The organism is Phycicoccus sp. Soil803, assembly GCF_001429685.1.
Lineage (GTDB): Bacteria > Actinomycetota > Actinomycetes > Actinomycetales > Dermatophilaceae > Pedococcus.
In genome coordinates, this window is the sequence record NZ_LMST01000001.1 from 652,970 (window position 1) to 679,965 (window position 26,996).

The 26,996-nt window shown below is 71.8% G+C and carries 28 protein-coding genes; 14 read left to right on the top strand and 14 right to left on the bottom strand.

What is annotated here, in order from left to right:
- Positions 1–6 precede the first annotated feature (6 nt).
- The 3 genes from ASG95_RS03150 (at position 7) to ASG95_RS03160 (ending at position 1,707) form a co-directional block, all read left to right on the top strand.
- Positions 7–840: a hypothetical protein gene (locus tag ASG95_RS03150; RefSeq protein WP_056922167.1), complete on the top strand. Its 834-nt coding sequence runs from the start codon at positions 7–9 to the stop codon at positions 838–840.
- 108 nt (positions 841–948) lie between these two features.
- Entirely contained in the window at positions 949–1,179 is a 231-nt protein-coding gene (locus ASG95_RS03155; RefSeq protein ID WP_057376530.1) for a hypothetical protein, read from the top strand.
- Between the two features lie 105 nt (positions 1,180–1,284).
- A complete protein-coding gene (locus tag ASG95_RS03160) occupies positions 1,285–1,707 on the top strand; it encodes a glyoxalase superfamily protein (protein ID WP_056922169.1) in 423 nt (140 codons plus the stop codon).
- A gap of 5 nt (positions 1,708–1,712) precedes the next feature.
- On the opposite strand, the gene ASG95_RS03165 is transcribed toward ASG95_RS03160, so the two are convergent.
- From ASG95_RS03165 to ligD, 6 genes are all read right to left on the bottom strand, one after another.
- Positions 1,713–2,315, bottom strand: coding sequence for a hypothetical protein (locus ASG95_RS03165; RefSeq protein WP_057376531.1), 603 nt, complete (start codon positions 2,313–2,315; stop codon positions 1,713–1,715).
- Positions 2,316–2,342: 27 nt separating this feature from the next.
- Positions 2,343–3,395, bottom strand: a complete 1,053-nt coding sequence (locus ASG95_RS03170) for a sulfate/molybdate ABC transporter ATP-binding protein (RefSeq protein WP_056922171.1) — start codon at positions 3,393–3,395, stop codon at positions 2,343–2,345.
- A gap of 13 nt (positions 3,396–3,408) precedes the next feature.
- Positions 3,409–4,218 carry an ABC transporter permease gene (locus ASG95_RS03175; protein WP_057378692.1) on the bottom strand — a complete coding sequence of 270 codons (810 nt, stop codon included), beginning with the start codon at positions 4,216–4,218 and terminating at the stop codon, positions 3,409–3,411.
- Positions 4,219–4,228: 10 nt separating this feature from the next.
- Positions 4,229–5,053 (bottom strand): molybdate ABC transporter substrate-binding protein, encoded by an 825-nt coding sequence (gene modA, locus ASG95_RS03180; RefSeq protein WP_057376532.1) that lies wholly within the window; start codon positions 5,051–5,053, stop codon positions 4,229–4,231.
- Positions 5,050–5,454, bottom strand: a complete 405-nt coding sequence (locus tag ASG95_RS03185; RefSeq protein WP_056922173.1) for a molybdopterin-binding protein — start codon at positions 5,452–5,454, stop codon at positions 5,050–5,052. Before ASG95_RS03185 ends, modA begins: the two co-directional genes overlap by 4 nt.
- Positions 5,455–5,525: 71 nt before the next feature.
- Positions 5,526–6,497, bottom strand: a complete 972-nt coding sequence (ligD, locus tag ASG95_RS03190) for a non-homologous end-joining DNA ligase (protein WP_056922174.1) — start codon at positions 6,495–6,497, stop codon at positions 5,526–5,528.
- Positions 6,498–6,665: 168 nt separating this feature from the next.
- Here ligD and gabT point away from each other — a divergent pair, with 168 nt between their 5' ends.
- The gene (gene gabT / locus ASG95_RS03195) at positions 6,666–7,997 is read left to right on the top strand and encodes a 4-aminobutyrate--2-oxoglutarate transaminase (protein WP_057376533.1); all 1,332 of its coding nucleotides are present in this window, start codon (positions 6,666–6,668) and stop codon (positions 7,995–7,997) included.
- Between the two features lie 800 nt (positions 7,998–8,797).
- On the opposite strand, the gene ASG95_RS03205 is transcribed toward gabT, so the two are convergent.
- From ASG95_RS03205 to ASG95_RS03215, 3 genes are all read right to left on the bottom strand, one after another.
- Positions 8,798–10,108, bottom strand: coding sequence for a vanadium-dependent haloperoxidase (locus ASG95_RS03205; protein WP_162259349.1), 1,311 nt, complete (start codon positions 10,106–10,108; stop codon positions 8,798–8,800).
- Between the two features lie 310 nt (positions 10,109–10,418).
- Positions 10,419–12,572 carry an alpha/beta hydrolase gene (locus tag ASG95_RS03210; protein ID WP_057376536.1) on the bottom strand — a complete coding sequence of 718 codons (2,154 nt, stop codon included), beginning with the start codon at positions 12,570–12,572 and terminating at the stop codon, positions 10,419–10,421.
- Positions 12,573–12,599: 27 nt separating this feature from the next.
- On the bottom strand, positions 12,600–13,679 hold the full coding sequence (locus ASG95_RS03215; protein ID WP_056922179.1) for a class I SAM-dependent methyltransferase: 1,080 nt from the start codon (positions 13,677–13,679) through the stop codon (positions 12,600–12,602).
- Between the two features lie 151 nt (positions 13,680–13,830).
- Between ASG95_RS03215 and ASG95_RS03220 the strand changes: the two genes are divergently transcribed.
- Positions 13,831–16,557 carry a LuxR family transcriptional regulator gene (locus ASG95_RS03220; protein ID WP_057376537.1) on the top strand — a complete coding sequence of 909 codons (2,727 nt, stop codon included), beginning with the start codon at positions 13,831–13,833 and terminating at the stop codon, positions 16,555–16,557.
- Here ASG95_RS03220 and ASG95_RS03225 read toward each other — a convergent pair.
- Genes ASG95_RS03225 through ASG95_RS21155 form a run of 5 tightly spaced genes read right to left on the bottom strand, consistent with a single transcriptional unit; the run spans position 16,554 to position 20,482 of the window.
- Complete coding sequence (locus ASG95_RS03225) at positions 16,554–17,318, bottom strand: 3-hydroxyacyl-CoA dehydrogenase (RefSeq protein WP_056922181.1); 765 nt, start codon at positions 17,316–17,318, stop codon at positions 16,554–16,556. The genes ASG95_RS03220 and ASG95_RS03225 overlap by 4 nt on opposite strands.
- 6 nt (positions 17,319–17,324) lie before the next feature.
- The gene (locus tag ASG95_RS03230) at positions 17,325–18,518 is read right to left on the bottom strand and encodes an acyl-CoA dehydrogenase family protein (protein WP_056922182.1); all 1,194 of its coding nucleotides are present in this window, start codon (positions 18,516–18,518) and stop codon (positions 17,325–17,327) included.
- A gap of 46 nt (positions 18,519–18,564) precedes the next feature.
- A complete protein-coding gene (locus ASG95_RS03235) occupies positions 18,565–19,413 on the bottom strand; it encodes an SGNH/GDSL hydrolase family protein (protein ID WP_369820353.1) in 849 nt (282 codons plus the stop codon).
- Positions 19,410–20,087, bottom strand: coding sequence for a uracil-DNA glycosylase (locus ASG95_RS03240; protein ID WP_057376538.1), 678 nt, complete (start codon positions 20,085–20,087; stop codon positions 19,410–19,412). Before ASG95_RS03240 ends, ASG95_RS03235 begins: the two co-directional genes overlap by 4 nt.
- A gap of 44 nt (positions 20,088–20,131) precedes the next feature.
- Positions 20,132–20,482: an ArsR/SmtB family transcription factor gene (locus ASG95_RS21155; RefSeq protein WP_369820402.1), complete on the bottom strand. Its 351-nt coding sequence runs from the start codon at positions 20,480–20,482 to the stop codon at positions 20,132–20,134.
- Between the two features lie 176 nt (positions 20,483–20,658).
- Here ASG95_RS21155 and ASG95_RS03250 point away from each other — a divergent pair, with 176 nt between their 5' ends.
- The 9 genes from ASG95_RS03250 (at position 20,659) to ASG95_RS03290 (ending at position 26,969) form a co-directional block, all read left to right on the top strand.
- On the top strand, positions 20,659–21,348 hold the full coding sequence (locus ASG95_RS03250) for an aquaporin (protein ID WP_304438260.1): 690 nt from the start codon (positions 20,659–20,661) through the stop codon (positions 21,346–21,348).
- Complete coding sequence (locus ASG95_RS03255; protein WP_057376540.1) at positions 21,345–21,767, top strand: arsenate reductase ArsC; 423 nt, start codon at positions 21,345–21,347, stop codon at positions 21,765–21,767. The genes ASG95_RS03250 and ASG95_RS03255 overlap by 4 nt, the downstream gene beginning before the upstream one ends.
- 103 nt (positions 21,768–21,870) lie before the next feature.
- Positions 21,871–22,524: an HAD family hydrolase gene (locus ASG95_RS03260; protein WP_056922186.1), complete on the top strand. Its 654-nt coding sequence runs from the start codon at positions 21,871–21,873 to the stop codon at positions 22,522–22,524.
- A 44-nt stretch (positions 22,525–22,568) separates the two neighbouring features.
- Entirely contained in the window at positions 22,569–23,939 is a 1,371-nt protein-coding gene (locus ASG95_RS03265) for a pyridoxal-dependent decarboxylase (RefSeq protein WP_057376541.1), read from the top strand.
- 245 nt (positions 23,940–24,184) lie between these two features.
- Entirely contained in the window at positions 24,185–24,475 is a 291-nt protein-coding gene (locus ASG95_RS03270) for a DUF3263 domain-containing protein (protein ID WP_056922188.1), read from the top strand.
- Between the two features lie 139 nt (positions 24,476–24,614).
- Positions 24,615–25,070 (top strand): GNAT family N-acetyltransferase, encoded by a 456-nt coding sequence (locus ASG95_RS03275; protein ID WP_057376542.1) that lies wholly within the window; start codon positions 24,615–24,617, stop codon positions 25,068–25,070.
- Positions 25,070–25,480, top strand: coding sequence for a VOC family protein (locus ASG95_RS03280; RefSeq protein WP_057376543.1), 411 nt, complete (start codon positions 25,070–25,072; stop codon positions 25,478–25,480). The genes ASG95_RS03275 and ASG95_RS03280 overlap by 1 nt, the downstream gene beginning before the upstream one ends.
- A complete protein-coding gene (locus ASG95_RS03285; RefSeq protein WP_057376544.1) occupies positions 25,480–26,526 on the top strand; it encodes a P1 family peptidase in 1,047 nt (348 codons plus the stop codon). The genes ASG95_RS03280 and ASG95_RS03285 overlap by 1 nt, the downstream gene beginning before the upstream one ends.
- Positions 26,526–26,969, top strand: a complete 444-nt coding sequence (locus ASG95_RS03290) for a hypothetical protein (RefSeq protein WP_235543293.1) — start codon at positions 26,526–26,528, stop codon at positions 26,967–26,969. Before ASG95_RS03285 ends, ASG95_RS03290 begins: the two co-directional genes overlap by 1 nt.
- Positions 26,970–26,996 lie beyond the last annotated feature (27 nt).

Sequence of the window (26,996 nt, forward strand, 5' to 3'; positions counted from 1 at the left end):
CGCGTCATGACGCCATCCAGCGCGAAGCGGCAGGCGCCCAGCCACAGGGTGGTGCTGCGCATCCTCGACCACCAGGTGGTGGGTCCGGACGGCGAGCTGCTCGGCAACGTCGACGACCTCGAGCTGGTCGTCTCGCACGACGGGTGGAACGTCACCGCCCTCCAGGTCGGGCCGGCTGCCCTGGGTCGACGACTGCCGGGAGCACTCGGCCGCTGGACCGTGGCGATCTGGCGGCGCCTCCAGACCAGCCCCGAGGCGCAGCCTGCCCGGGTCGGGATCGAGGACGTGCACGACATCAGTTCGGCGATCACGGTCAGCGAGTCAGCGGCGAGGGCATTGGCTGCGTCGTTCGGGCTCGAGCTGTGGTTGCGGGAGCACGTCGTGTCACGGATCCCGGGGGCCAAGGGCGGTGGTGACGAGCGCGACGACCGAGGCCCTGTCCCAGAAGGTGGGGGCAAGGCGCCCCGGAGCGCGACGAAGCCGTCGGGTCGTGCGGTGCGGACCGGTTCGGTGTCGGACGTCATCGGCGCGCGGGTCTTTGCCAACGACGGGTCCGAGCTGGGGGTCGTCCTCGAGCTGCTCTGTGCCGAGCCCCCGTCCGGGCGTCGCCGAGACCACCTGGCCGTCACCCACCTCCAGTACGGGCAGCACGCCGCCGGCTCCCAGCTCGGCTACGACGCCGAGGCCCGCCAGGGCCCGTTGGTCGTGGGCGCGGTGGTCCGGTGGTGGCAGCGCAGCCACCGGGTCGCACTAATCGAGGCGGTCGCCGACGTGGACCTCGAGGCAGGCACGCTGCGGGTCACCTCCCACACCAGCCACGTGCACCCCCACGAGCTCTGAGGTCGCCCCGTCCGGTGTCGCACACCGTTGACAGAACGCGACATTTCGGATCATGATCACAGGGCTTCAAGCAGCCGGGGCACCTTTCACGACGTCCGGAGGCCGCTCATGACCGAGTTGACGAAGCCTGCTCCCACCGATGGCGCACCGGTCGCGGCGGCCCTCGAGGCCGAGGCTCCTGCGACCGTCCGCGAGCTGCTCACCGAGCTCGCCGCGCTCGAGGACGCCACCCGGTCGCCCGGCGCAGCTCGCCACGAGTGCCAAGCGGCTCTGGCGCGCGAGCAGGAGATCATCGCCGAGCTGCACCGTCGGTGCCCCGAAGGGACCCCGCCGACCTGACCGACCCGTCGAAACCCGATCGTCTTGCGGTCAGGAAGTGGCCGGAAGTCTTCCTAGGCTGGTGGTAGAACCTCCGAAGGAGAGGTTGCGACGAGAGGACCGGCCGTGGACTACAAGATCGAGCTCATCCCCATCTCCGTCACGGACATCGACCGTACGAAGGCGTTCTACGAGGACGTCGTCGGGTGGCCGGCCGACCAGGACCAGGTCGTGGAGGAGGCGGGGCTGCGCTTCGTCCAGATCACGCCGCCCGGGTCGGCCTGCTCCTTCTGCTTCGTCAAGGGCATGTCGATGCTGGGCGAGGGCGTGAAGCAGTACATCCAGGTGGTGGTCGCCGATGCCGACGCCGCGCACGACGAGCTCAAGGGTCGCGGCGTCGAGGTGACCGAGGTCGAGGACCTCCCGTGGGGTCGGTTCACCCACTTCGAGGACCCGGACGGCAACCACTTCGCGCTCCAGGAGCTGCCCGACTACGCCGCCGGGCTCGCGGCGCGCGAGGCCGCCGCCGCGTCCGTCTCCCAGGACTGAGCGGGTCAGCCGCCGTCGGCGCCGCGTGGCCGACGCAGGGCCAGCCCGGCCACGAGGGCGCCGAGGGTGCCGAGCGCCTCGTCGCCGAGGGTGTCCTGGTATGCCGTGTCGAGCTCGGTGCCGTGGCGGATGAAGGTGTACCACTCGCCGAGCTCCCACCCGATCGCGAGCACGGCACCGAGCCCGGTCACCAGCAGCACCCGCGCCCACCGAACCCGGATCCCTTGCAGCAGCAGGAGACCCAGACCGGCGCACAACAACGCCCAGTTGACGAAGTGGTTGGCGTCGTCCCACCACACGACCGAGTCGTAGAGGTCGAGGGTGTTGCCGGTGACGTCGATGAGGAACGGCGCCATCACGAGGGCGAAGGCGCCCCACAGGACCCTGACGTCTCGGCCACGGTGCGCCAGCCACCAGGCCGCCGGCACCACGAGCATCATCACGGGGTAGGCGACCAGCCGGGCCCCGAAGGCCTTGCCCTCGAACTGCTGCAGGCTGCTCGCGAAGGTGCCGACGCCGAGCTGCACGACGGTCAGCGCGAGGACGGCCGCGGGCGCCCACCAGCCCGCGCCGACCCTCGAGCCGTGAGCCTCTCCGTCGGCAGCCATGAGGAGATCATGGTGGACCAGGACGCGCTATGCGCCGTAGACGGCTACTTCGCTGGCCTTGACCGTGAGCACGACCGCCGTGCCCGGGGCGAGGTCGAGGTCGGCCAGCGCCGCGGGCGTGATGTCCGCGGAGAGGTATGCCGTGTGCACCCGCACCTGGTGTCCGTGCGGTTCCAGCTCGGTCACCGTCGCGTGCACGACGTTGCGTGGGCTGCCCGAGGGTGCGACACGGTAGACGCCCACGGCGCTGGGGCTGAACACCGCGACGGCGGCCGATCCGTCGGCCAGGTCGTCCTCGGACAGGCCCTCGACCTGGAGCCCTTCCGGCGTGGTCACCGTGGTGCCCCGGGCCGTGCCGCGCACCAGGTTGAGGCCCGCGATGCGTGCCGCGAACCGGCTGGTCGGTCGGGTCAGCACCCGCGCCGTCGGCCCCTCTTCGACGACGCGGCCCGCCTCGAGGACGGCGACGTCGTCGGCGAGCAGCACCGCGTCGAGGATGTCGTGCGTGACGACGATGGTGGTGCGGCCCTCGAGCACCCGCCGCAGCAGCTGGCGGATCGCCGGGGCGGAGTCGACGTCGAGCGCCGACAACGGCTCGTCGAGCAGCAGCAGGTGGGGCTCGGTGGCGAGGGCACGGGCGATGGCGACCCGCTGCGCCTGGCCGCCGGAGAGGGCCGCCGGCCGCCGGTCCGCAAACTCCTCCGCGTCCACCTGCGCCAGCCACTGGTGGGCCACCTCGCGAGCCCGGCCACGCGGCATACCGGCGCTGCGTGGGCCGAAGGCCACGTTGTCGAGCACCGACAGGTGGGGGAAGAGCCGGGCCTCCTGGGCGAGAAGGGCGACTCCGCGGGCGTGAGGCGGCACCCACGACGTGTCGCCAGCGCCATTGTGCGAGAACAGGATCCGGTCGTCGAGGGTGATGCGCCCGGACGCCGGGCGCAGGAGGCCGGCAATCGACGCGAGGGCCGTGGACTTGCCGGCGCCGTTGGGGCCGAGCAGCGCGAGGGTGCGCCCGGCCTCGACCGCGATCCCGAGGTCGAGGTCACGGTCGGGGAAGCCCACGCGGGCCTCGAGCTTCACGACGCTGCCATCTTCACAGCGCGGTCCGTGAGCGTCGGGTGAGGGCGATGACGACGGTGGCCACGACGACCAGCACCAGCGACAGGGCGACTGCCGCCTGTGGGTCGGTCTCGCGCTGCAGGTAGATCTCCAGGGGCAGCGTGCGGGTGACTCCTTGGAGGCTGCCGGCGAAGGTGATGGTGGCGCCGAACTCGCCGAGGGCCCGGGCGAACGCCAGCACCGCCCCGGATGCCAGCCCCGGCAGCACCAGCGGGAGGGTGACCCGCAGGAAGACCGTGGTCGGTCGGGCGCCGAGGGTCGCGGCCACCTCCTCGAACCGCTGGCCGCCGGTGCGCAGCGCACCTTCCAGGCTGACGACGAGGAACGGCAGCGCGACGAAGGTCTGGGCCATCACGACCGCGGTGGTGGAGAAGGCGATCTGCAGCCCCAACACCTCGATGGAGTGCCCGAGCAAGCCCTTGCGGCCGAACGTGTAGAGCAGGGCGATGCCCCCGACGACGGGTGGCAGCACGAGCGGGAGCAGCACGAGCGAGCGGGCGATCGACTGGCCCCGGAACTCGGTGCGCGCGAGGACGAGGGCCATCGGCACGCCGAAGAGGATGCACAGCACGGTGCTCGCCAGGGAGGTCCGCAGGCTCAGGGCCAGGGCCGCGCGCGAGGACTCGGAGGTGATGAGCGAGCCGAAGCTGCCCCACTCGACCCGCGTGAGCATCGCCACGAGCGGGAGGACGACGAAGGTCGCCCCGACCGCGGCGGGGACGAAGACCCAGGCGGGCAGGCCCAGCCGCGGCTGGCCTCGGAGCGTTGCGGGGACCTGCGGCACGAGGTGCACGCTACGGCTTGGCGAAGCCGGCGGCCGCGAGGATCCCCTGCCCGGGCTCGCCGGTGACCGCCTCGAGGAAGGCCTGGGCCGCCACGGCGTTCTCGCTCGCCTTGAGGGTCGCGATCGGGTAGGTGTTGACGGCCGACGACGACTCAGGGAACTCCACGCCCTCGACGGCGTCGCCCGCGCCCAACACGTCGGTCACGTAGACCAGCCCGGCGTCGGCCTCCTTGGACGTGACCTTGCCGAGGACGTCGGTGACCGACTGCTCCTCGCTGACCGGCTTGATGTCGACCTTGGCGGCTGCCTCGACCTTGGCGGCGGCGGAGCCACAAGGCACTTCGGGCGCGCACAGCACGACCTTGACGCCGGACCTGGCCAGGTCGGCCAGGCCCGCGATCTTGGCCGGGTTGCCCGGGGGCACCGCGATCTCGAGCGTGTTGGAGGCGAAGTTGGCCGGGGTCGCCGCCGTCAGCGAGTCGCCGGTCGCCTTGGCCATGTTCGTGGTGTCGGCCGAGGCGAAGACGTCGGCCGGGGCGCCCTGCTGGATCTGCGCGACGAGGTCGGACGACCCGGCGAAGTTGAAGGTCACCGTCACCCCGGGGTGGGCCTTCTCGAACTCGGTGCCGATCGCGGTGAACGTCTTCTTCAGCGAGGCCGCGGCGAAGACCGTCACGGTCCCGCTGAGCTGGTCTCCCGAGGAAGAGGACGACGACGAGCCGCTGCCCTGCGGCGACCCGTCGTCCGTCGAGGATCCCGACCCGCAGGCGGCGGTCGTCAGGAGGAGGCCGGCGAGGGCCAGGGCCGGCAGGGCGCGGCGGCGGACGATGGTCATGACGCTCCTTCCGGAGTCTCGACAATGACGGTCGTGGACTTCACGACGGCGATGGCGACCGACCCGAGCTCGAGCCGCAGGTCGTCCACGGCCTCCGAGCTCATCAGCGAGACGACGCGGAACGGACCGCACTGCATCTCCACCTGGGCCATCACGGTGTCGCGCTTGATGTCGGTGACGAGGCCGACGAACCGGTTGCGGGCCGAACGCCCCACGCCGCTCGGGTCCTCGACGGCGTGCGCCTGGTCGCGGGCCAGCAGCGCCACCTGGTAGCCGTCGACGACCTTGCGACCGGCGTCGTCGGCCTCGGCCTGCAGGGCGCCGCTGTCGACCCAACGGCGCACCGTGTCGTCGCTGACGCCGAGGAACGACGCAGCGTCCTTGATCCTCATCAGCGGCATGAAGAGGACATTACCTCCGCATCTGCGGACACGGAAGGTGTTTCACTCCGCAGGATGGCCCCGGTGGTCGGTCAGTCGGTGTCGGGCTCCGGCGGCTCGGCGGCGCCCTCGCGCTCGTCGCGGTCGGCCCACTCGACCAGCTGGTCGATCTCGAACACCGCGTCGTCGATCCCCGCGTGCAGGTCGCCCAGCTCGGCGTACCGGGCCGGCATGGTCGCGATGGTGAAGTCGTCGGGCTCGACGTCGTCCACCTCGTCCCAGCGGATCGGGGCCGACACCGTGCCGATCGGGTTGCCGCGCACCGAGTAGGCCGCCGCGATGGTGTGGTCGCGCGCGTTCTGGTTGTAGTCGACGAAGAGGTCGGCGGGGTCGCGGTCCTTGCGCCACCAGGTCGTGGTGACGTCGTCGGGCATCCGCCGCTCGACCTCCCGGGCGAACGCCAACGCACCACGACGCACGTCTTTGAAGCCCCACTCCGGCTTGATCCGCACGTAGACGTGCATCCCCGAACCGCCACTCGTCTTCGGCCACCCGACCGCGCCGAGCTCGTCGAGCACCTCGTGGGCGACGTGGGCGACCCGCTGCACCCGGTCCCAGGGGCAGTCCGGCCCGGGGTCGAGGTCGATCCGCCACTCGTCGGGCTTCTCCACGTCGGCTCGCCGGCTGTTCCACGGGTGGAACTCGACGGTCGACATCTGCACCGCCCAGATGACCTGCGCCAGCTCGGTGACGCACAGCTCGTCCGCCGTGCGGTTCCACCGCGGGAAGGTCACCCGCACCGTCTCCAGCCACGGCGGGGCTCCGTGCGGCACCCGCTTCTGGTGCACCTTCTCGCCGGACACCCCCTCGGGGAACCGGTGCAGCATGCAGGGCCGCTCGCGCAACGCGTTGACGATCCCGTCGCCGACCGACAGGTAGTAGTTGACCAGGTCGAGCTTGGTCTCACCGCGGGCCGGGAAGTAGACGCGGTCGGGGTTGGAGATGCGCACGTCGCGCCCACCGACCTCGACCTCGACCGCGGGCGAGCTCGCCTTGGATGCCATGCCCCCACGCTAAGGGGAGGTATGCCGCGCTGCCACGCCCGCGGCATACCTCACCTTTATCGGGTCTAGGGACAAAGGTCGGCTTCACCCGGAAACGGTTTCGGGGTGAAGCTGACGCTTCTCCCTAGACCCGATAAAGGTGTGGCGAGGCGGTCGTATGCTCGGCGCATGCTCGAACAGAAGCGCGTCCTCGCGACCAGCATCCCCGGCCCGAAGAGCCAGGCCCTCCAGCAGCGCAAGCTCGCCGCGGTGTCGGCCGGCGTGGGCACCGGCCTCCCGGTCTACATCGAGCAGGCCGCCGGTGGCATCCTGCGCGACGTCGACGGCAACCAGCTCATCGACTTCGGCTCGGGGATCGCCGTGACGACCGTGGGCAACGGCAACCAGCGGGTCATCGACGCCGTCACCGCCCAGATCAACGACTTCACCCACACCTGCTTCATGGTCACCCCCTACGAGGAGTACCTCGAGGTGGCCGAGGTGCTGGCCGAGGTCACGCCCGGCACGCACGACAAGCGTTCTGCGCTCTTCAACTCCGGCTCCGAGGCCGTCGAGAACGCCGTCAAGGTGGCCCGCCACTTCACCGGGCGGCCGGGCGTCGTCGCGTTCGACCACGCGTACCACGGGCGCACCAACCTGACGATGGGCCTGACCGCGAAGAACATGCCCTACAAGCACCGGTTCGGCCCGTTCGCGAGCGAGATCTACCGCGTGCCGATGGCCTACCCGTACCGCTGGCCCACCGGCCCGGAGGCCTGCGCCGACGAGGCCTTCACCGAGTTCGTCGACCTCGTGCACGCGCAGGTCGGCGAGGACAACACCGCGGCCGTCATCCTCGAGCCGATCCAGGGGGAGGGCGGGTTCATCGTGCCCGCACCGGGGTTCATGAAGAAGGTCTCCGACTGGTGCACCGAGCAGGGGATCCTGTTCATCGCCGACGAGGTGCAGACCGGGTTCTGCCGCACCGGCGACTGGTTCGCCTCCGAGCACGAGGACGTCGTGCCGGACCTCATCACCACGGCCAAGGGCATCGCCGGTGGCATGCCGCTGGCGGCGCTCACGGGTCGGGCCGACGTGATGGACGCGATCCACGTCGGTGGCCTCGGCGGCACCTACGGCGGCAACCCGGTCGCCTGCGCCAGCGCTCTCGCGGCGATCGAGACGATGAAGGCCGACGACCTGGCCGGACGCGCCCGCGCGGTCGAGGCGCTGTTCCGCCCACGGCTCGAGGCCCTCGCGGACAAGTACGGCGTCATCGGCGACATCCGGGGTCGCGGCGCGATGCTGGCGGTCGAGCTGGTCAGCGACCTCGAGCGCAAGACTCCTGACGCCGACCTCACCGGGCGGATCAACAAGGCCTGTCACGCCCGCGGTCTGGTCACGCTGACCTGCGGCACCTACGGCAACGTCTTCCGGTTCCTGCCGCCGCTGTCGTCCGGCGACGACCTGCTCTCCGAGGGTCTCGACATCCTCGAGGAAGCCTTCGCCGAGTCCGTCTGAGCCTCTCCCCTCGCGGTTCGGTGCGGAAACACCCGGAGATCCGGGCGTTTCCGCACCGACGCACGCGCGGTGGGTGGCGTCCTGCGGCCCGCCACTGTTTACGTGGCCGTTGCGTGTCGGTCACCGGCCGGGTCTGTTTCCCCTGTTACAAAAGGTGAGACCCGGCCAAGTATGAGTTGGCCGGGTCTCGTGTCTCCCGAGGGAGACTGGCCTCCCGAAGGAGGTCCGCTGATCTTGACCCATCCCGGCCGCCTCGCGCAAGGGGTCGAGGCGGTCGTCTCTCCGGCTCAGAGATCCTCGAAGGCCACCTCGCTACCCACTGGGCCGGCATGCTCCGGGAAGGCGATCCGACCGGACGCCACTGCCCAGCGTGCGACGTCCACCCGGAACCGGCCGGCCGCACGGCCGGGTCCTGTTCGGCCAGGCGACGCGCCTCCACGGGGTCGACCGACCAGATCGACATGCCGCGGATGGTCTCGTCGGACTTGTCGAGCAGCGGCCCGTTCGCGACGATGATCCCGCGGCTGGCCAGGTCTGCGAGGTGGGTCAGGTGGGCGTGGTGCAACGCCGTGGACTCGTCCTCCGGGAGGTCGGGCGGGTTGGTCCCACGACGGAGGTAGACGACCGTGCGGACGTCGAAGCGGGCCGGGGCCCCCGGCGGTCGATCCGTGGACATGGCCCCATCATCGCCCGGACGACCACGGGGCGCACGGAGGTGGCAGCGACCCGCTCATGGGTATGCCGCGTGGCAGCATGGCGGGCACGCTCAGGCCCACAACCGGTCTCGCTGCCGATCCGCCCTAGCCGGACGCACCTCCGTGGACCGGGTCGAAGTAGTGCTTGTCCATCCACCGGGCCACCTTCGAGCCGATCTGGGAGCCCACGACGTCAGCGGTGCGGAAGTGGATGCCGCCCCAGACGCGGGCGTCGATGACTTCGTCCATCGCCGTCGACAGCCGGGTGAAGGTGCGGACGTCGCCCGGGTAGCGACCGGAGGTGACGTTGATGGTCACCTTGTCGGTCCCGAAGAACGCCCGGACTGCGCCGAGCGTGGCGCCCGTGACGCAGCCGTGTCCCGAGGGGTGCTCTGGGAACGGCGGGTTCGACAGCGGCGGTGTCGTCGCCGTCGACGGGTCGAACAGCGGCAGCCAGGCAGGGTCGGCAGTGGTCGCCGGGTTGCCGTCCGTGTCGGCCTCCCGGATGGCCGCGACCGGCCGCCAGAACTGCCAGTGGTACTTGTCGTTCCAGCAGGAGATGGCGCCGTCAGCACCGGCCAGGCTCATGCTGGCCAGCAACCGGGCGGCGTCGGCGGCGCCGAGGTCGTGCCGCGTGATGAGGTCGCGGGCCATGCCGTGCCAGAGCGGCGCGGGTGCCGTCTGCCAGAAGATCGCGGTCTTCGTCTGCGCCGGCGTCCGGCTGGTGCTCGTGAGCGAGCCCAGCTCCTTGACCTCGTTGAAGTCCTTCGCGTACCTGCGACTGGTCAGCGAGTTCGGGCCGGACGAAGGGAACTGGTCCTGGCTCTTCATGAGGAACGGCCGGAGGTTGCCCACCCACGGGTCGGGGTCGAGCGCGCCCGCTGGGAAGGGGCGCCAGTCGCCGGGCTCCGTGCCGAGCTCGAACGTGAACGGTGCCATGAACCCGTCGCCCTGACGGGCGTCGAGCATCGCCTTGGCTGCCGCTTCACCGGCGCGGACACCTTCGTCCTCCGCCGCGCCGTCGGGCACGCCTGCGAGGGTGGCCGCCAGGGCGTCGTCAAGGGTGGTCTGCTGGGCTGGGGCCAAGGCCACCAGCACGTGGTGGGCGGCGGTGGCGACGGCCGCGTCCGTGGAGGCGCCAGGACTGATCCCCAGGGCCTCGAGGTCGAGCAGGTAGGGCTGGTGACTGCGGTCGATGGCGTTGACCGCGTCGTAGACCGCGCCGGCCACCATGGCGATGCCCCGGGTCTGGCCGTGGGCGCTGGGCCGCAGTGAGCCTGTGATGGGCTGGGCCCTGAGGTTCCACTCGAGGAGCACTGCGGAGCTGTCCTGAGGAGTGGCCTGTCGGGCTGTCGCTGGTGTGCCTGCTGCGGCACTGAGGGCGACTCCGAGGGCTGCGGTCAGGGCGAACCCCATCCCGCGGCGCCTCGCGCGTCCTGGTGAGCTGTGCTGAGTTGCTGCGTGCTGGACCGTCCCTGCTCCGGCCCGAGAGCGTGCTCTCATGGCTGGTCCCTTCGACGGGGGCCCATGGCGGGACGAGTGGGACACCCGACGCCTCCAAGTCAGGCCCAACTCGCCATGGTGCCACGCGGCGCGGAACCGGTGAACAGTCGAACTGCGTAGTGCCGGACCGGTCTCGATGGTGACCGCTCCCAGCTCGAGCGCATGGTCGTCCTCGCGGAACCGGCGTCCTCGCTGCGGTTCGACGGGCGGTTGGCCAACCCGCTCAGAGCAGCTCAGCGATGAGCTCGCCCGCCCGGGCTGCGCCGTCGTCCTCGACCGGCCGGTAGTCGACGGCACGGCCCAGGTTCGCGAGGATCGCGGCGGCCAGGCCGTCAGGGTCGGCCGCCTCTTCGTAGGGCAGCATCGCGCCGGCGCGGTAGCGCTCCAGCCGGTGCCGCACGTGGAAGTTCTGCTCGAAGTGGTGGCGCAACGGGACATAAAGGAACGGCGTGCGACTCGCTGTCAGCTCCATGCACGTGGTGAGGCCGCCCTGGACGACCGCGAGATCGGCTGCGGCGAGGTGCTTGTAGAGGTCGGGCACCATCCCGCGCACCGTGACGCCACGTCGTCGTGGCAACGCGCCACGGTCGATGCGCGGCCCCGTCACGACGAGGAACCGCAGGTCCGGTACCTCCCGTCGAGCCAGCGGCACGGCGTCCAGCACCCGCTTCAGCAGGGGCGTCCCCACCCCGGAGCCGCCCACGGTCACCACGCAGACCGGTGCGTCCGCGGGATATGCGAGCTCGGTGCGGAGCCGGCCCCGGTCGGCGATCTCCGTCTGGTCGAAGCCGGTGACGTAGCCGGCGAAGTCGAAGTTCGCCTCGGTCCACTCGCGGATCCCCGGCAGGCCGGGCCCGAAGTCATGGGGCACCACGTCGTCGGGTGACCCGACGAAGATCGAGCGGTCGCGCACCCACCGGTGCCGCGCCCGGTGCTCGAGCATCTCCGCGTTGTAGTCGGCCGTCAGGGCTGCCTCGGCCGCCCCTCCCTCCGGCATCGGCAGCCACCCGACGAAGTCGGTCATCCACGCGAACGGGAATCGCTTGAGCTCCGGGTTCTCGTGCAGGAAGTAGTCCAGGTCCCAGGCCTCGTCACCGACGACGAGGTCGTACTGCTCGTCGCGGACGACGTCGTCGAAGACCATGAAGTTCTGGACGAGGACCTCGTCCATCCGCCGGATCGCCTGGAAGGCGTGCAGGTCGTGCTCGCCGGCTTCGTGCTCGATGTGCGCGGACTCGTTGGCCAGCCACGCCGATGCGGGATGGACCAGCTCGCCGGCGCGCTCGAGCACGGTGGTCACGGGATGCTGCGCCAGCCAGGAGATCTCGAGGTCGGGATGCCGCTTGCGCAGCTCGTCGGCGATGGCGAGGTCTCGGCGGGCGTGACCCAGCCCGATGGGGGAGGAGAGGAACAGTGCCTTGCGCCGCCGGCGGTCGGCCCGCGACCAGCTCGGGCGGGCTCCGGCAGCCCCCGCGGCGGGGGTGCCGCCGCACCGCTCTGCGAAGTCGCGGATGAGGTGGTTCACGACCACCGGGTGGCGAGCGGACGGCCCGTGGCCGCAGCCCTCGAGCAGCACGACCGAACCGCCGGTCAGCTCCGCGATGCGCTGGCTGACGGCGGCCGGCGAGATCACGTCGTGGGTGCCGTGGACGAGCAGGACGGGACAGTTGACGCGGGCACAGACCTCCTCGAGGGGCGTCGTCGCGATGCCGTCGAACCCGTGCATCCCTGCGGTGGCATCGGCGACCGCCTGAGGTGTGGTCTCGAGCGCCCAGCCGACCGCATCCTCGATCTGTTTGGTGGAGTGCGGCTCGCCGAACATCTGACCGAAGAAGAACGCCAGGAAGTCGCCGTAGCCGTTCTCGAGCCAGTACTGGCGGTTGTACTTGGCCCATCCCTCGGTGCTCGTCGTCGGGCCCTCCCAGTCGATGAGGTCGCGCCCGGTCCGCGGGATGTCGACGTTGCTCGACCCACCGAGGCCGAGGAGCCCCACCACCCGGTCGGGGTGCGCGGCAGCCAGGTGGAGGCCCCAGGTAAGACCCCACGAAAGGCCGACCACGACGGCCTTCGCGGTCGCGGTGGCGTCGAGCACGGCCAGTGCGTCGGCGGCATACACCTCGTCGGTGTATGCCGCCCCGCCCACCGGCCGGTCGGACCGGCCGTTCCCCCGCCCGTCGAACGTGACGACTCGGAAATGCCTTGCCAGGTAACCGATCTGGGCCTTCCAGATGCGGGAGTGCACCACCGTCCAGGTCGGCATGAGCAGGACGGTGGTGCTTCCCCCTCCATAGACCGCATAGCCGATCACGACGCCGTCGCGGGTGACGGTGCCCGTGGTGGCCGGCTCGGTCGCCGGCGCCTGCGGTCGTGGTGCCATCGGTTCAGTCTGCTCCGTCGCGCCCGGTCAGGGCCGGACTTCGAGGACCCGGTTGAACGGCGTCTGCGCCACCGAGGCGAACCTCGAGAAGCCACTCGTCGTCACCACGTCGCGGATCCGGGCCGGTCCGGCCTGGGTGCCCAGCGCCAGCCCCACGTCCTGGGCCAGTGACGACGGCGTGCAGAGCAGGGTGGAGAAACCGTAGTAGGCGCGGCCGACCGGGTTGAGGTTGTCGCTGACGGCGTCGCCGGCCATCGGCTCGACGACCATCCAGGTGCCCTCGGGCGCGATCGCCTGGCGCACGTGCTTGGCCGCGCCCACCGGGTCGCCCATGTCGTGCAGGGCGTCGAACGTGGTCACGAGGTCGAACCCCGATCCGCTGAAGGCCGTCGCCGGGGCCACCTCGAAGGTGGCCCGGTCTGCGACGCCGGCGTCCTGCGCGCGCTGTCGGGCCGCTGCGATCGACGCCTCGTGGTAGTCGGACCCTACGAAGGTCGAGTTCGGGAAGGCCTGCGCCATGATGATCGTCGAGGCGCCGTAGCCGCAGCCGATGTCGGCCACCCTGGCGCCGCGTTCGAGCTTGTCGACCACGCCGTCGAGCGCGGGGAGCCACTCGCCGACGAGGTGTGCGTTGTACATCGTGCGGAAGAACCGCTCGCAGCCGTCGTGGACGTCGCCGTGGTGCTCGTGCCAGCCGACCCCGGCCTGGTTGCGGGCCGCCTGCAGGATGCTGTCCGTGTCGTGCGTGGTGCCCAGCGCGATCTGGAAGAACCCGGGCAGGTATGCCGGGCTGCTGGGGTCCGTGAGCGCCGTCGCCTGCTCTGGTGGCAGGGTGTAGTGACCCGTGCTCTCGTCGTACTCGACGTAGCCACCAGCGGCCTGGGCGTTCAGCCACTCCCGCGCGTAGTGCTCGTCGGTGCTGGTCTGCTGGGCCAGCCGTGAGGCAGTGGTGGGGCCGGAGTCGGCCATCGCCTGGTAGTAGCCCAGCTTGTCGCCCAACACGACGAGCGCCGTGTTGAGGGTGGCGCCGACCTCGTCGACAGCCTTGAAGACGAAAGCCATCAGCTTGTCGACGTCGATGGCGGGAGCCTCGTGCGTGGTGGTCATGGTGCCGTCCTTTGCAGTGGTCCGATTCTCCTTGGGCATGCGCCCTGCTCGCGCCGCGGAAGGTGTGGTGGAGACGCTAGGAGCGTGGGCAGGGTCCTCGAATCCGGTGACCCCCCTAGTCATCTCGCGGTGATCTGGTCAGACTGACGAAGTGCTCGTCGGGCGCGAGGTTGAGCAGCGGGTCATCGAGCAGCTGCTTGCTGGTGCCCGCGTCGGAGACAGTGGCGTGCTCGTCATCTCCGGCGATCCCGGCATCGGCAAGACCGGGCTGCTCGACCACGCCCGTACCCTGGCCGCGGCGATGCGGGTCCTCTCCGCTCGAGGGGTGGAGGCCGAGCGGGAGGTCACGTTCGGTGGCCTGCACCAGGTCTGCGTCCCCCTGCTGCCCCTGCTGGACGAGCTTCCCGGCCCGCAGGCCGAGGCGCTGGCCGTCGCGCTCGCCGTGCGCACCGGCCCGACCCCGGCGCGGTTCGCCGTGGGTGCGGCGGTGCTGGGGCTGCTGACGCGAGCGGCCGACGAGATGCCGCTGGCGGTCGTGATCGACGACGGCCACCTCTTCGACGAGTCGTCCGCGCAGGCGCTCGCCTTCGCGGCGAGGCGGGTGGTGAGTGACCGGATCGCCATCGTCGTGGCGATGCGACCCGTCCAGGACTCGGCCTTCGCCGGGCTGCCCACCCTGCACCTGGGGCCGCTGTCGGTGGAAGGCGCCCGCGCCCTGCTCGAGAGCGCCAGGTCGGAGCACTGGACGGCCGCTCGGGTGGCCCGCTTCCACGAGGCCACGGGTGGCAACCCCCTCGCCATCCTCGACCTCGCCGGTGAGGCCGAACGGCTCAGCGGCGCTCCGCCCCACACGCCGGTCGCACTCACGGGCGCCCTGCTCGCGGCATACTCCCGCAAGGCACTCGCGCTGTCGGCTGAGGCGGGCACCGCCCTGCTCCTCGCCGCCACCGACAACCACGACCTGGCCGCCCTGGGCCGAGCCTGCCGCGCGGCCGGGGTCGACCTGGCGGCTCTCGAGGAGGCCGAGAGTGCGGGTCTGGTGCGGCTGACCGACATCGCGGTCGAGTTCCACCACCCGCTCGTGCGGGCCGCCGTCTATGGAGAGGCCAGCGCGGCCTCGCGGAGGGAGGCCCACCGCCTCCTGGCCGCAGCGGTGGAGCACGGCGAGCTCGACCGTCGTGCCTGGCACCTGGCCGAAGCCGCTGTCGGACCGGACGACCCCGCGGCCGCACTGCTCGAGACCGCTGCCGAGGACGCCGGCCGGAGGGGAGCCAATGCCGTGGCCTCGGCACAGCTGGTCAGGTCAGCCGCGCACACTGCCGACGGCGGTCTGCGCGGCGAGCGGCTACTGCGCGCGGGTGACCAGGCCTGGCTGGCGGGCGCCAGCGAGGAGGCTGCCAGGCTCCTGCGTCAGTCGCTCGCCCTGGCCCGGTCGCCGCTGGACCGGGCGCGCGTGCTGGGGCGGCTGGGATCCATCGAATCCCGCTGTGGGTCGTTGGAGCAGGCCCGGGACCTGCTCTTCGCCGCGGCGGACGACGCGACTCCGCACGATCCAGACGCGGCAGCGCTCCTGCTCGCCGACGCGGTGGAGGCATGCGTCTACTTGTGCGACTCCGCCTCCGGCCTGCGCGCGGCCGAGCAGCTGGTCGACCTGACCGGCTCGTCAGCGTCGCCGTCGGCACGCCGCATCGGGCGGATGGCGGCGGGGTTCGCCCTCGTCCTCGGTGGGCGAGCCGACCGCGGCGCCGACCTCATCAGGGCAGCGATGGCCGAACCCCCCGATGACAGCGCGGGGAGCGACCAGTGGCGGTTCCGGTGGGCGCTGCTCGGCCCGATGTTCCTTCGCGAGGCCGGGGAGGTCAGGGCGACCATGGCCGAGGCAGTGCGCACCGTGCGGACCGAGGCGGCCGTGGGCATGCTGCCGTTCCTGCTCACCCTGATCTCGCGCGACCACGCGGCCTCGGACGGCTGGGCCGACGCCGAGGCCGGCTACGTCGAGGCGATCCGACTGGCGCAGGAGACGGGGCACCACACGGACCTGGCGCTCGCCAGTGGCGGCTTCGCATGGCTGCTCGCCCGCCAGGGCCGCGCCGAGGAGTCTCGACACCACGGCGGGGAGGCCGTGCGACTCGGCACTGTGCACTCGGCCTGGTTGGCGATGGTGTGGGCGGCCTTCGGCGCAGCCGACCTCGAGGCGGCCACCGGGCGCCCCGAGGCAGCCAAGGAGTCCTACGAGGCGCTCGCCGACATGCTGTCGGACCTGGGGGTCACCGACCCGGACCTCTCGCCGGGTCCTGAGCTGGTCGAGTGCTGCTGGCAGCTGGGCGAGCCGCTGGACGCTGTCTCGATCGCCGAGGACTACCTCGCCGCGGCACGCGCCAAGGGTCAGCCCTGGGCGCTGGCCCGAGCCCACCGGGCCCTGGGCGTGGCGCGCGGGCTGGACGAGGGGGAGGCCGAGTTCGTCGAGGCGCTGCGCCTGCACGCGCTGACTCCGGATCCGTTCGAGTCGGCGCGGACGCGGCTGGCGTATGGCTCGGTCCTGCGTCGGTCACGACGCCGCGTCCACGCCCGCCCCCCGCTGCGCGAGGCGCTGGCCACCTTCGAGCACCTGGGTGCGGTCCCCTGGGCCGACCGGGCCGCCGTCGAGCTGGAGGCGACCGGCGAGACGGCGCTGCGCCGGGGGGCCGGGGTGATCGCGGCGTTGACGCCCCAGGAGCGCCAGATCGCCACGTTGCTGGCGCAGGGTCGCACCAGCCGGGAGGCTGCCGTGGCGTTGTTCCTCAGCCCCAAGACGGTGGAGTACCACCTGCGCCACGTCTACATCAAGCTCGGGATCCACTCACGCGAAGACCTCGCCAAGGCGATGGCAGACGGTTAGCGCGGGGGCATTCGCAGGGCGCCGTCGAGCCGGATGACCTCGCCGTTGAGCATCGCGTTGTCGACGACGTGGCGCACCAGGTTGGCGTACTCGTCGGGGCTGCCGAGCCTGGACGGGTGCGGCACCTGGGCCTCGAGGACGGCCTTGACGTCGCCCGGGAGCCCGCTGAGCATCGGCGTCTCGAACGTCCCCGGAGCGATCGTCATGACGCGAATTCCCTTGTCCGCCAAGTCGCGAGCCGCGCTGAGAGTGAGGCCGACGACGCCACCCTTGCTCGCGGCATACGCGGCCTGGCCGATCTGGCCGTCGTAGGCGGCGATGGACGCGGTCATGACGACGACACCGCGGTCCCCGTCGAGGGGCTCGTTGTCGAGCATCGCGGCCGCGGCGAGCCGCAGGACGTTGAACGTGCCGATCAGGTTGATCGTGACGACGTTGGTGAAGTCCTCGAGCGGCAGGGGTCCGCGCTTGCCGACGACCCGACCGGGGGTGCCGATCCCGGCGCAGTTGACCACGATCCGCAACGTGCCGAGCTCCCTGGCGACGTCGATCGCCGCCTGCACCTGCGCCTCGTCGCGGACGTCCGTGGCCACGAACCGCGCGCGCTCGCCGAGCTCCGCGGCCAGCGCCTCGCCCGGGGAGGAGGGGAGGTCGAGGATCACGACGGCCGCACCGTCGGCGTGCAGCCGACGGACCGTGGCCCCGCCGAGGCCGCTGGCTCCGCCGGTGACGAGCGCGACGGTGGAATCGTTGATCTGCAAGGTTTCTCAGCCTCTCTTGGACAAGCTCGACGAGTTCTTCAGGAGCTGGCGGCTGATGACGAGCCGCTGGATCTGGTTCGTGCCCTCGAAGATCTGGGTGACCTTGGCCTCACGCATGTAGCGCTCGAGGGGGAAGTCCTGGGTGTAGCCGGCGCCGCCGAGCACCTGTACGGCATCGGTGGTCACGCGCATGGCATTGTCGGTGCAGACCAGCTTGGCCACGGCCGCCTCCTTGGTGAAGGGGCGCCCGGCGTCGTGCAGCCGAGCGGCGTGCAGGTAGGACGCCCGGGCGCTCGTGACGGCTGCTTCCATGTCGGCGAGGAGGAAGGCCAGCCCCTGGTTGTCGCCGATGGGGCGCCCGAACTGCTCGCGCTCCTTGGCGTAGGCCACCGCACGGTCGAGGGCAGCCTGCGCCAATCCCGTTGCGGCAGCAGCGATTCCGAGGCGACCGGAGTCGAGGGCTGACAGTGCGATGGCCATGCCCTGGCCCGGCGTGCCGACCAGCCGGTCGGCCGGGACCTGGACGCCCTCGAAGTGCACCTCGCTCACGGTGTCGCAGTGCAGCCCCATCTTCTTCTCGGGGGCGCCGAATGCGAGACCCTCGGCGTCACCCGGCACGACGATGCACGACAGCCCGCGGCCGCCGTCGTCGGACGTGCGCACGAAGGCGGTGTAGAAGTCGGCGTGGCCGGCGTGGCTGATCCAGGCCTTCGTGCCCTTGAGCGTGTATGCCGTGGGGTCGGCTTCGTCGTCGGCGGTCGCCCGGGCGCTCATCGACGCGACGTCGGAGCCGGAGTTGCGCTCGGACAGGCAGTAGGCGCCGAGCTGGTCGCCGGACAGCATGGCGGGGAGCAGGGCCTCCTGCTGGGCCCGCGAGCCGAACTCGGCGACGGGGTAGCACGTGAGGGAGTGGACCGAGACGCCGACGGCGACCGACATCCAGACCGAGGCGATCTCCTCGACGACCTGGAGGTAGACCTCGTAGGGCTGGCCGCCGCCACCGAAGTCCTCGGGGTAGGGGAGCGACAGCAGTCCGGCCCGGCCCAGCACGCGGAAGGCGTCTCGTGGGAGCTCCGGCGTGGTGGCGGCCCGGCGCTCCGCCTCGTCGACCTGCGGGAGCAGCTCCTTCTGGCAGATCTCGCGCGTGAGGTCGATGAGGTCCTGGCCCTCCTCGGTGGGCATCAGACGGGTCGCAGGCATGGCCTGATGGTAGTAGTAGGACGTCCTAGTACCTGAATCGCGCAGGTCAGGCGGGGTCGACGGGGGTGAGCTCGGGGCGCTTGGCCTGCACGGTGTCACCGGACGACTCGCCCCTGAGCCGGCGCTGCACCCAGGGGGCGAGATGGGTCCTGGCCCACTCGGCGTTCGCGGCGGCCGACTCGCGCCGGGCCTGCGGAGGCTGTGGCGGCAGAGGCGTCGACCAGTCGGCCCGGTCGGTGTCGTGGCCGAGCGCCGAGAGCGCGTTGAGCGCGACCCGTCGGTGGCCCTCGGTCGTCATGTGGATCCGGTCGTCGGCCCACAGCCGGAAGTCCTGCAACGCGGTCATGCCCCACTGGTTGATGACGTAGGCGCCGTGCTGCTGGGCGATGCTGAAGATGTTGGCCGAGTGGATCGCGTGCCGACCCCGCAGGTGCCTGAGCAGCGGCGCCCCAACCGGGTCGGTCGGCGTCGCGAGGAGCACGTCGGCACCCGCCTCGCGCAACCGCACGACGGCTGCCTCGAGCCGAGCCGCGATGGCGTCGAGGTCGGCCTTGGGCCGCAGGATGTCGTTGCCCCCGCCGACCATCGAGACGAGGTCGGGGCCGAGCGCGATCGCCGCGTCGAGCTGCGGACCGATCACGTCGGCGAGCAGGCGGCCACGCACGGCCAGGTTGGCGTAGGCGAGCTCGCCGCCCTCCCGGTGCGCGATGGCGGCGAGGTGCGTGGCGAGCCGGTCGGCCCAGCCGACGTAGGCGTTGTCGCGCTCCGGGTCGGCGTCGGACATGCCCTCGGTGAAGGAGTCGCCGATCGCGACGTAGCGGTGCCAGACCTTGCCGCGCTCGGGCAGGTGGGTCTGGTTGTCGTCCGTGGTCACGGGCTCGGGTGCGTCGGTCACGGCAGGCTCCAGTCGATCGGTGCGGCGCCCTGCTGGGCGAGGAGTTCGTTGGCACGGCTGAACGGCTTGCTCCCGAAGAAGCCCGAGTGCGCCGACAGGGGCGAGGGGTGGGCGCTCTCGATGGCCGGTATGCCGGGCAGGTGCGGCACGAGGTTCCTCGCGTCCCTGCCCCACAGGATCGCGACGAGTGGTCCGCCGCGTTCGACGAGGGCCGCGATCGCGGCCGCCGTCACCGACTCCCAGCCCTTGCCGCGATGGCTCGCCGGCTTGCCCGGGGTGACGGTGAGCACCCGGTTGAGCAGCAGCACCCCCTGGTCGGCCCACGGCGACAGGTCGCCGGATGTCGGCCGGGAGAGCCCGAGGTCGCTCTCCAGCTCGGTGTAGATGTTGACCAGCGAGCGGGGGACCGGCCGCACGTCGGGCGCGACGGAGAAGGACAGCCCGACCGCGTGGCCCGGCGTCGGATAGGGGTCCTGCCCGACGATCAGCACCCGCACGTCGTCGAGGGGGCGCTCGAACGCGCGCAGCACGTGCTTGCCCGCGGGCAGGTAGCCCCGTCCGGCGGCGACCTCCGCGCGCAGGAACTCACCGAGCCCCGCGACGGTGTCGGCCACGGGTGCCAGGGCGGCCGCCCACGAGGGGTGGACGAGCTCGGTCAGGGCGGCGGGCGGCATACCCAGAAACTAGCCCGGCTCCCGCGCGCAGGCTCAGGTGGGCGTCAGCGGAAGATCGCGGCCAGGTCGTCGAGCCGCGCGGGCACCAGCTGGAACCACGCCCACGTCCCACGGCGCTCGCGGGTCAGGAGGCCCGCCTCGGTCAGCACCTTGAGGTGGTGGCTCACGGTCGGCTGGCTGAGCCCCACGGCGGGCGTGAGGTCGCAGACACAGGCCTCGTGGCCTTTGGACGACCGGATCAGGGACAGCAGCTGGAGCCGCACCGGGTCAGCCACCGCCTTGAGCAGCTGGGCGGTCACCTCGGCCTGCTCTCGACCCATCGCGTCGTCGGTCGTCAGCGTGCCGCAGCAGGCGTCGCCGTCGGCCGCCGTCGTGTCGCGCAGGGTGGCGATCAGCTGGGGCACGGGTCCTCCTGGGTCGCGGTGGGCATAGCCCGCACTCGATATTGACAAACATCGATGCAGGCGTTTCACTTCCTGCATTGACCATAGTCGATGCAACCGTCGACGCACCATTCGATGGAGGAGCGAGTCATGGCTGACACCACCTGCTGCGGCGGCTGCGGCTGCGCGTGCTGACCACTCGGCTGCGGGTCAGGCTCGGCGCCGAGTCGTTGGGCGCCGCAGGCCTGCTCGCGGCTGTCGTCGGCTCCGGCGTGATGGCCCAACGGCTGACCGACGACGTCGCCCTCCAGCTCCTCGTCAACGCGGCGGCCACGGCAACCGTCCTCGGCGTGCTGGTCTCCAGCCTCGCGCCCCTCAGCGGCGCGCACCTCAACCCCGCCGTCACGCTCGCCGAGGCGGTCCGCGGCCGGCACGCCTGGCGCCAGGTCGCCCCCTACGTCGTCGCCCAGGTGGTCGGCGCCGTGGTCGGCACCGCACTGGCCAACCTCATGTTCGGGCTGCCTGCGCTGCACCTGTCCCACCACGAGCGCGCCGGCGCCGGCCTGTGGCTCGGCGAGGTCGTGGCGACGGCGGGACTCGTGCTCACCATCGGGCTCCTGCGCGACGGTGGCCGGGCCGCCCTCGTCGTCCCCGCCTGGATCTTCGGCGCCTACTTCCTGACCTCCTCGACGTCGTTCGCGAACCCCGCGGTCACCGTGGCCCGCGCCTTCTCCGACACCTTCGCGGGCATCGCCCCCGCCAGCGTCCCGGCCTTCGTCGTCGCCCAGCTGGTCGGCGCCGCCGCGGCCATCGGCCTCCTCCGTATCCTCGAGGTCCCCATTCCTGAAAGCACCGCAACCCGAGAGAGCGCCGCATGAGTGACAAGCCGTCCGTCCTGTTCGTCTGTGTCCACAACGCGGGGCGCTCGCAGATGGCCGCGGCATACCTCGCTCACCTCGGGGGTGGCGCCGTCGAGGTGCGGTCCGCCGGGAGCGAGCCGGCCGACGAGGTCAACCCCGCTGCCGTCGCCGCGATGGCCGAGGAGGGCATCGACATCGCCGCCGAGACCCCGAAGGTGCTCACCGTCGAGGCCGTGGAGGCCTCCGACGTGGTCGTCACGATGGGGTGCGGCGACACCTGCCCCTACTTCCCGGGCAAGCGCTACGAGGACTGGGTGCTCGACGACCCGGCGGGCCAAGGGGTCGAGGCGGTGCGCCCGATCCGGGACGAGATCCGCGGCCGCGTCGAGACGCTCCTGCGCGAGCTCGGCATCGAACCCGCCACCGACGGGTCCTGAAGGCACCGGGCCAGGACGCTGTGCACTGCCCCACGGGGGTGGGGCAGTGCCTGGCCTCGCGGGCCCCTGCGGCCGACCTCGCCGAAGGCCGTAGCCTCGAGCCGTGACTCCCCGCTGGCCCGTGGTCCTGTTCGACTTCGACGGCACCCTCGCCGACACCATCCCGCTCATCGTCGCGTCGTACCACCACGCCCTCGGCGCGGTCCTCGGCCAGGCGGCCCCCGAGGACGAGGTCCGCTCGTGGATCGGACGACCGCTCCAGCCGGTGCTCGAGGAGCGCTACCCGGGGCGTGGCGCCGAGCTCACCGACGTCTACCGCACCTGGAACCTGGCCAACCACGACGAGCTCATCCGCACCGTCGAGGGGGTGCCGCAGCTGCTCGACGACCTGCACGCCGCCGGGGCCCGCACCGGCGTGGTCTCCAGCAAGAAGGGCGACACCGTGCGCCTCGGGTTGCGCGCCGTCGGTCTCGAGGACCGCATCGACGTGCTGGCCGGACAGGAGGAGACCACCCTCCACAAGCCCCACCCCGCGCCCCTCCTGTATGCCGCCGCGCAGCTCGGCGCCGCACCGCACGACTGCGTCTACGTCGGTGACGCGACCGTCGACGTCGAGGCCGCCCGCGCCGCGGGAATGGGTGCGGTGGCCGTCACCTGGGGGGCCGGTCTCGAGGCGGCGCTGGCTGCGACCAGCCCGGACGCCCTCGTCAGGGACGTGGCCGGGCTGCGGGCGGCGCTGTTCGACGACGGGGCCTGACTGAGCCCTGCACCCGGTGCCACGCTGCGCCCTAGACTCGCCGCGTGCACGGCTACAGCGACCAGAACCTCGAGGCCCTCGGCGACGCGATCCTCGCCTACTCCGCCGACCGCCTGAAGCTCGACCCGGTCCCACTCGACGGGCCCCAGACGCTGGCGGAGCTCGACGCCGCGGCGGGCCAGACCATCACCGTCGACGGCATCGGTGGGCTCGAGGCGCTCAAGCTCTTCGGGGAGCACCTCGCGCAGGCCTGCATCTCGACCGACCACCCGCGCTACCTGTCCTTCATCCCCTGCGCCCCGACCGAGGCCGCGGCGATGTTCGACCTCGTGGTCGGGGCGTCGTCGATCTACGGCGGCTCCTGGCTCGAGGGAGCCGGTGCGGTGTACGCCGAGAACCAGGCCCTGCGCTGGATCGCCGACCTGGTCGGCCTGCCGAAGGAGGCCGGTGGCGTCTTCGTGCCCGGCGGCACCATCGGCAACCTCTCGGCCCTCGTGGCCGCCCGCCACACTGCGCGGGTGAAGGCGGCCCACGAGACTCGCAGCGGTGCGGGCGCTCGGCCGTGGCGGGTCGCCGCGACGCATGGTGCGCACTCGTCGATCCAGTCGGCCTGCGACGTCATGGATGCCGAGCTGGTCGGCGTCGAGGTGGACGACCGCGGCCGCCTCAGCGGTGCGGCCCTGCGCGAGGTCCTGGTCGCCAACGGCCCCGAGACCTTCTTCGCGGTGGTCGCCACCAGCGGCACCACCAACTTCGGGATCGTCGACGACCTCGCCTCGGTGGCCGAGGTCTGCCGTGAGTTCGGGATCTGGTTCCACGTCGACGGTGCCTACGGCGGCGCGGGTCTGGCGGCCCCCTCGGTCCGCCATCTCTATGCCGGCATCGAGCACTGCGACTCGTTCATCGTCGACCCGCACAAGTGGCTGTTCGCGCCGTTCGACTGCTGTGCGCTGCTCTACCGCGAGCCGGCCCTGGCCCGTGCCGCGCACACCCAGCACGCCTCCTACCTCGACGTCCTCACCGACAAGCCCGACTGGAACCCCACCGACTACTCCGTCGGCCTGACCCGCCGGGCGCGTGGCCTGCCGTTCTGGTTCTCCCTCGCCACCCACGGCACCGATGCCTACCGCGAGGCCGTCGAGCGGACGCTCGAGGTCACCCGGTTCGCTGCCGAGGAGATCGCCCGGCGCGACTACCTCGAGGTGGTCCGCGAGCCCGACCTCTCCGTGGTGGTCTTCCGTCGGCCCGGCTGGACGGCGGCGCAGTACCAGGAGTGGTCGGACCGGCTGTTGGCCGACCAGTTCGCCTTCGTCGTCCCCACCTCACACCTCGGCGAGACCCTGACCCGGTTCGCCATCGTCAACCCGCGCACCTCCGAGGACGACATCATGGCCATCCTCGACACGATGGCCTGATCGTGGGAACAACCCTGCAAGTGGACTGACGCCTGCACCTGCTGTGGGGCTTGACGACGCTGAAGTGGCGAGTGGGACGGGTGTGACCAGAGCCGTCCAGACTGCGCCGTTCGGACTAGCCGACTCGAATGACAAGCGTGTGATTCGCTCCGTATAGTTGGCCCTGCACGGACGGAACCACGTCTGCACGCCAGGTCTGCACCACATCAGGTCTGCAACACATCAGGCGAAGATTGGGTCGAGAGTTGAACGCCGCACACGAGCAGGGTCAGGTCAGCGTCACCACGGAGCTGAGCGATCGTGACCGCGAGATCATCGCCTTCGAGCGCCAGTGGTGGAAGTACGCCGGCGCCAAGGAGCAGGCGATCCGTGAGCTGTTCGACATGAGCGCCACCCGCTACTACCAGGTGCTCAACGCCCTCATCGACTCCCAGGCCGCGCTCGAGGCCGACCCGATGCTCATCAAGCGCCTGCGCCGGTTGCGCGCCTCGCGCCAGCGCGCCCGCAGCGCCCGCCGGTTGGGCATCCAGCTCTGACCGAGCCCCCTGGTTCACCAACGCCCGTGCAGAAGTGACTGTACGGGCGTTGTTGCGTCCGCACCGGTGCCCGCGGCGTCTGGTCGTGGGTGCAGGCGAACCGGTGTCCCGGTGCAGTCCCGCGTGGTTGACTTCTGGCGTGGGCGACGTGCGAACCCGGTTGGCAGGTCCCGATGACGCGCTCGTCGTGGCGGCCCTGACGCTGCAGTGCGCCCGGCACCGGGGTGGCCAGAGCGAGGTCGGCTTCCTCGACCGGTTCGCCCGCGCCTGGTCGGCCAGCCAGAAGGTCCGCCCGGTCTGGATCGCCGAGGCCGGCGACGACCACGCCGGCTACCTCCAGGGCCTGGTCGTCGAGCCGTTGCCCTGGCCCGGCCGGGTGCCCGGAGCCGGCGCGGAGCTCGTCGTCGACACGTTCTTCGTCCGCCCCGAACACCGCGGCATCGGCGCGGGGGAGGTGCTGCTCAACGCCGCCGTGGGCTGGGCCCGCGACTCGGGCCTGCGCGCCGTCACGATCGCTGCGGGCGTCCACACCACCGCCATGGTCGAACGCGTGGGCTTCGTCGCCGACGCCCGCGCCTACCGGATGGAGCTGTGATGGGAGCTGACTTCAAGATCGGGTCGATCGTCGTCAACGTCCGCGACGTCCCGCGCGCGATGGCCTTCTGGGCGGCAGCCCTCGACTACGCGCCGCGCTACGAGCCCGAGCCCGACTGGGTGATCCTGAGTCCCCGAGACGGCGTCGGACCCAACCTGTCCCTCAACCTCGGCGACACCCGGCCGCTGCTGCACCCCCACATCCACCTCGACCTCTACGCCCGCGACCAGGCGGCCGAGATCGAGCGGCTCGTGCAGCTGGGGGCGCACCGGGTCCAGGACTGGCAGTACCCCGAGGGAGAGCGCGACTTCGAGGTGCTGGAGGACCCCGACGGCAACCGGTTCTGCATCATCGACGCCCGGCCCGACGCACCAGACGCGACCGACGCACCCGACGCGACCGCCGACTGATGCGCCCGGGGCCCACGAACTCGCTCACCGACGTGCCCGGACTGCGGGTCGGCCACGCCACCCGCTGCGAGGACGGCTGGCTCACCGGCTGCACCGTGGTGGTCGCCCCCGACGTCGGTGCGGTGGCTGGCGTGGACGTCCGCGGCGGCGCGCCGGGCACGCGCGAGACCGACCTGCTCGACCCGCGCAACCTCGTCGACCGGGTCAACGCCGTGGTGCTCACCGGCGGGAGCGCGTTCGGGCTCGCGGTCGCCGACGGCGTGGTGCAGCAGCTGTATGCCGCCGGGCTGGGTTGGCCGATGGGCGAGCCCGGGCAGGTGGTCCCGATCGTGCCGGCGGCGGTGCTCTTCGACCTCGGCCGGGGTGGTGAGTTCGCGAACGCCCCGACCGCCGCCGACGGTGCCGACGCGTTCGCGGTGGCCTCCGCCGACGCGGTGCTCCAGGGGTGTGTCGGTGCCGGAACGGGAGCCCGGGCCGGTGGGCTCAAGGGGGCGATCGGCTCGGCGAGTGCGGTCCTCGACGACGGCACGACGGTCGCGGCCCTCGTCGCCCTGAACTCGTTCGGCGCGCCCCACGACGAGCGCACCGGTGAGCTGCTCGCCGCGCGCTACGGGCTCGGCGACGAGTTCGCCCACGTCGGGGTCCCGAGCGCCGACGAGCTGGCCGCCGCGCGCGCCCGGGCCGACGCGGCATACGAGGGACAGCCGGTGCGGCCGGGGATGGCGACGGTGATCGGCGTCATCGCCACGGACGCGACCCTCACCAAGGCGCAGTGCCAGAAGGTCAGCGGGCTCGGGCACGACGGGCTCGCCCGGGCGATCCACCCGGTGCACACGTTGCTCGACGGCGACACGCTGTTCACCCTCGCGACCGGCGGGCGCCCCGCCCCGGAGCTGCCGGCCCTGCACGCCCTCATGGTGGCGGCGGGCGACTGCGTGACCAGGGCTGTCGGCCACGCCACGCTGGCCGCCGAGTCGGTCGCCAACGGCACCGTCGACCTCCGGTCGTACCGCGACGCCTTCCCCTCGGCTGTCAGGATGGGCTGATGGACCCCGACTGGAGCACGCCCGAAGGACTCGCTGCGATCAAGGACGCCCTGGCCTCCACCATCGACGGCTGGGAGCCACCGGTCGCGTATGCCGTGGGCATCAGCTCAGCGTCGTCGTCGCCGGAGCTGGAGTTCCCTCACGTCAACGCCCCGGGCGGCAGGCATGCCCTCCCCGCGGTGGTCCTGGCCAAAGTGCTCGGGCATGCGAACGGGTCGCAGACCTACGACCTGTCCCGCCAGCAGCTGGAGGCCGCGGTGGAGACGTTGCGTCCCGCCGAGGCCTGCACCAGCCTCGAACACCCGAACCTCGCGGCCTGGCGCACCGTCCTCGCCGAGCTCGACGCCAACCCCGCGCGCACGGCTTACGCCGTCTTCGTCGCCGACCTCGACGACCCGGTGGGGTCCGAGGCCGACGCCACCCTGCGCACCCTCCTGACCTGAGGGCTCGCACGTCGACGTCCCTGGGGG

Coding starts and splice junctions, on each gene's coding strand:
- ASG95_RS03165 (WP_057376531.1), bottom strand. CDS start 2,315: ATGGCTGCCGACGGAGAGGCTCACGGCTCGAGGGTCGGCGCGGGCTGG.
- ASG95_RS03155 (WP_057376530.1), top strand. CDS start 949: ATGACCGAGTTGACGAAGCCTGCTCCCACCGATGGCGCACCGGTCGCG.
- ASG95_RS03240 (WP_057376538.1), bottom strand. CDS start 20,087: ATGCCGCCCGCCGCCCTGACCGAGCTCGTCCACCCCTCGTGGGCGGCC.
- ASG95_RS03230 (WP_056922182.1), bottom strand. CDS start 18,518: ATGCCTGCGACCCGTCTGATGCCCACCGAGGAGGGCCAGGACCTCATC.
- ligD (WP_056922174.1), bottom strand. CDS start 6,497: ATGGCATCCAAGGCGAGCTCGCCCGCGGTCGAGGTCGAGGTCGGTGGG.
- ASG95_RS03210 (WP_057376536.1), bottom strand. CDS start 12,572: ATGGCACCACGACCGCAGGCGCCGGCGACCGAGCCGGCCACCACGGGC.
- ASG95_RS03290 (WP_235543293.1), top strand. CDS start 26,526: ATGGACCCCGACTGGAGCACGCCCGAAGGACTCGCTGCGATCAAGGAC.
- ASG95_RS03205 (WP_162259349.1), bottom strand. CDS start 10,108: ATGGGGTTCGCCCTGACCGCAGCCCTCGGAGTCGCCCTCAGTGCCGCA.
- modA (WP_057376532.1), bottom strand. CDS start 5,053: ATGACCATCGTCCGCCGCCGCGCCCTGCCGGCCCTGGCCCTCGCCGGC.
- ASG95_RS03255 (WP_057376540.1), top strand. CDS start 21,345: ATGAGTGACAAGCCGTCCGTCCTGTTCGTCTGTGTCCACAACGCGGGG.
- ASG95_RS03285 (WP_057376544.1), top strand. CDS start 25,480: ATGCGCCCGGGGCCCACGAACTCGCTCACCGACGTGCCCGGACTGCGG.
- ASG95_RS03150 (WP_056922167.1), top strand. CDS start 7: ATGACGCCATCCAGCGCGAAGCGGCAGGCGCCCAGCCACAGGGTGGTG.
- ASG95_RS03280 (WP_057376543.1), top strand. CDS start 25,070: ATGGGAGCTGACTTCAAGATCGGGTCGATCGTCGTCAACGTCCGCGAC.
- gabT (WP_057376533.1), top strand. CDS start 6,666: ATGCTCGAACAGAAGCGCGTCCTCGCGACCAGCATCCCCGGCCCGAAG.
- ASG95_RS03215 (WP_056922179.1), bottom strand. CDS start 13,679: ATGACCACCACGCACGAGGCTCCCGCCATCGACGTCGACAAGCTGATG.
- ASG95_RS03185 (WP_056922173.1), bottom strand. CDS start 5,454: ATGCCGCTGATGAGGATCAAGGACGCTGCGTCGTTCCTCGGCGTCAGC.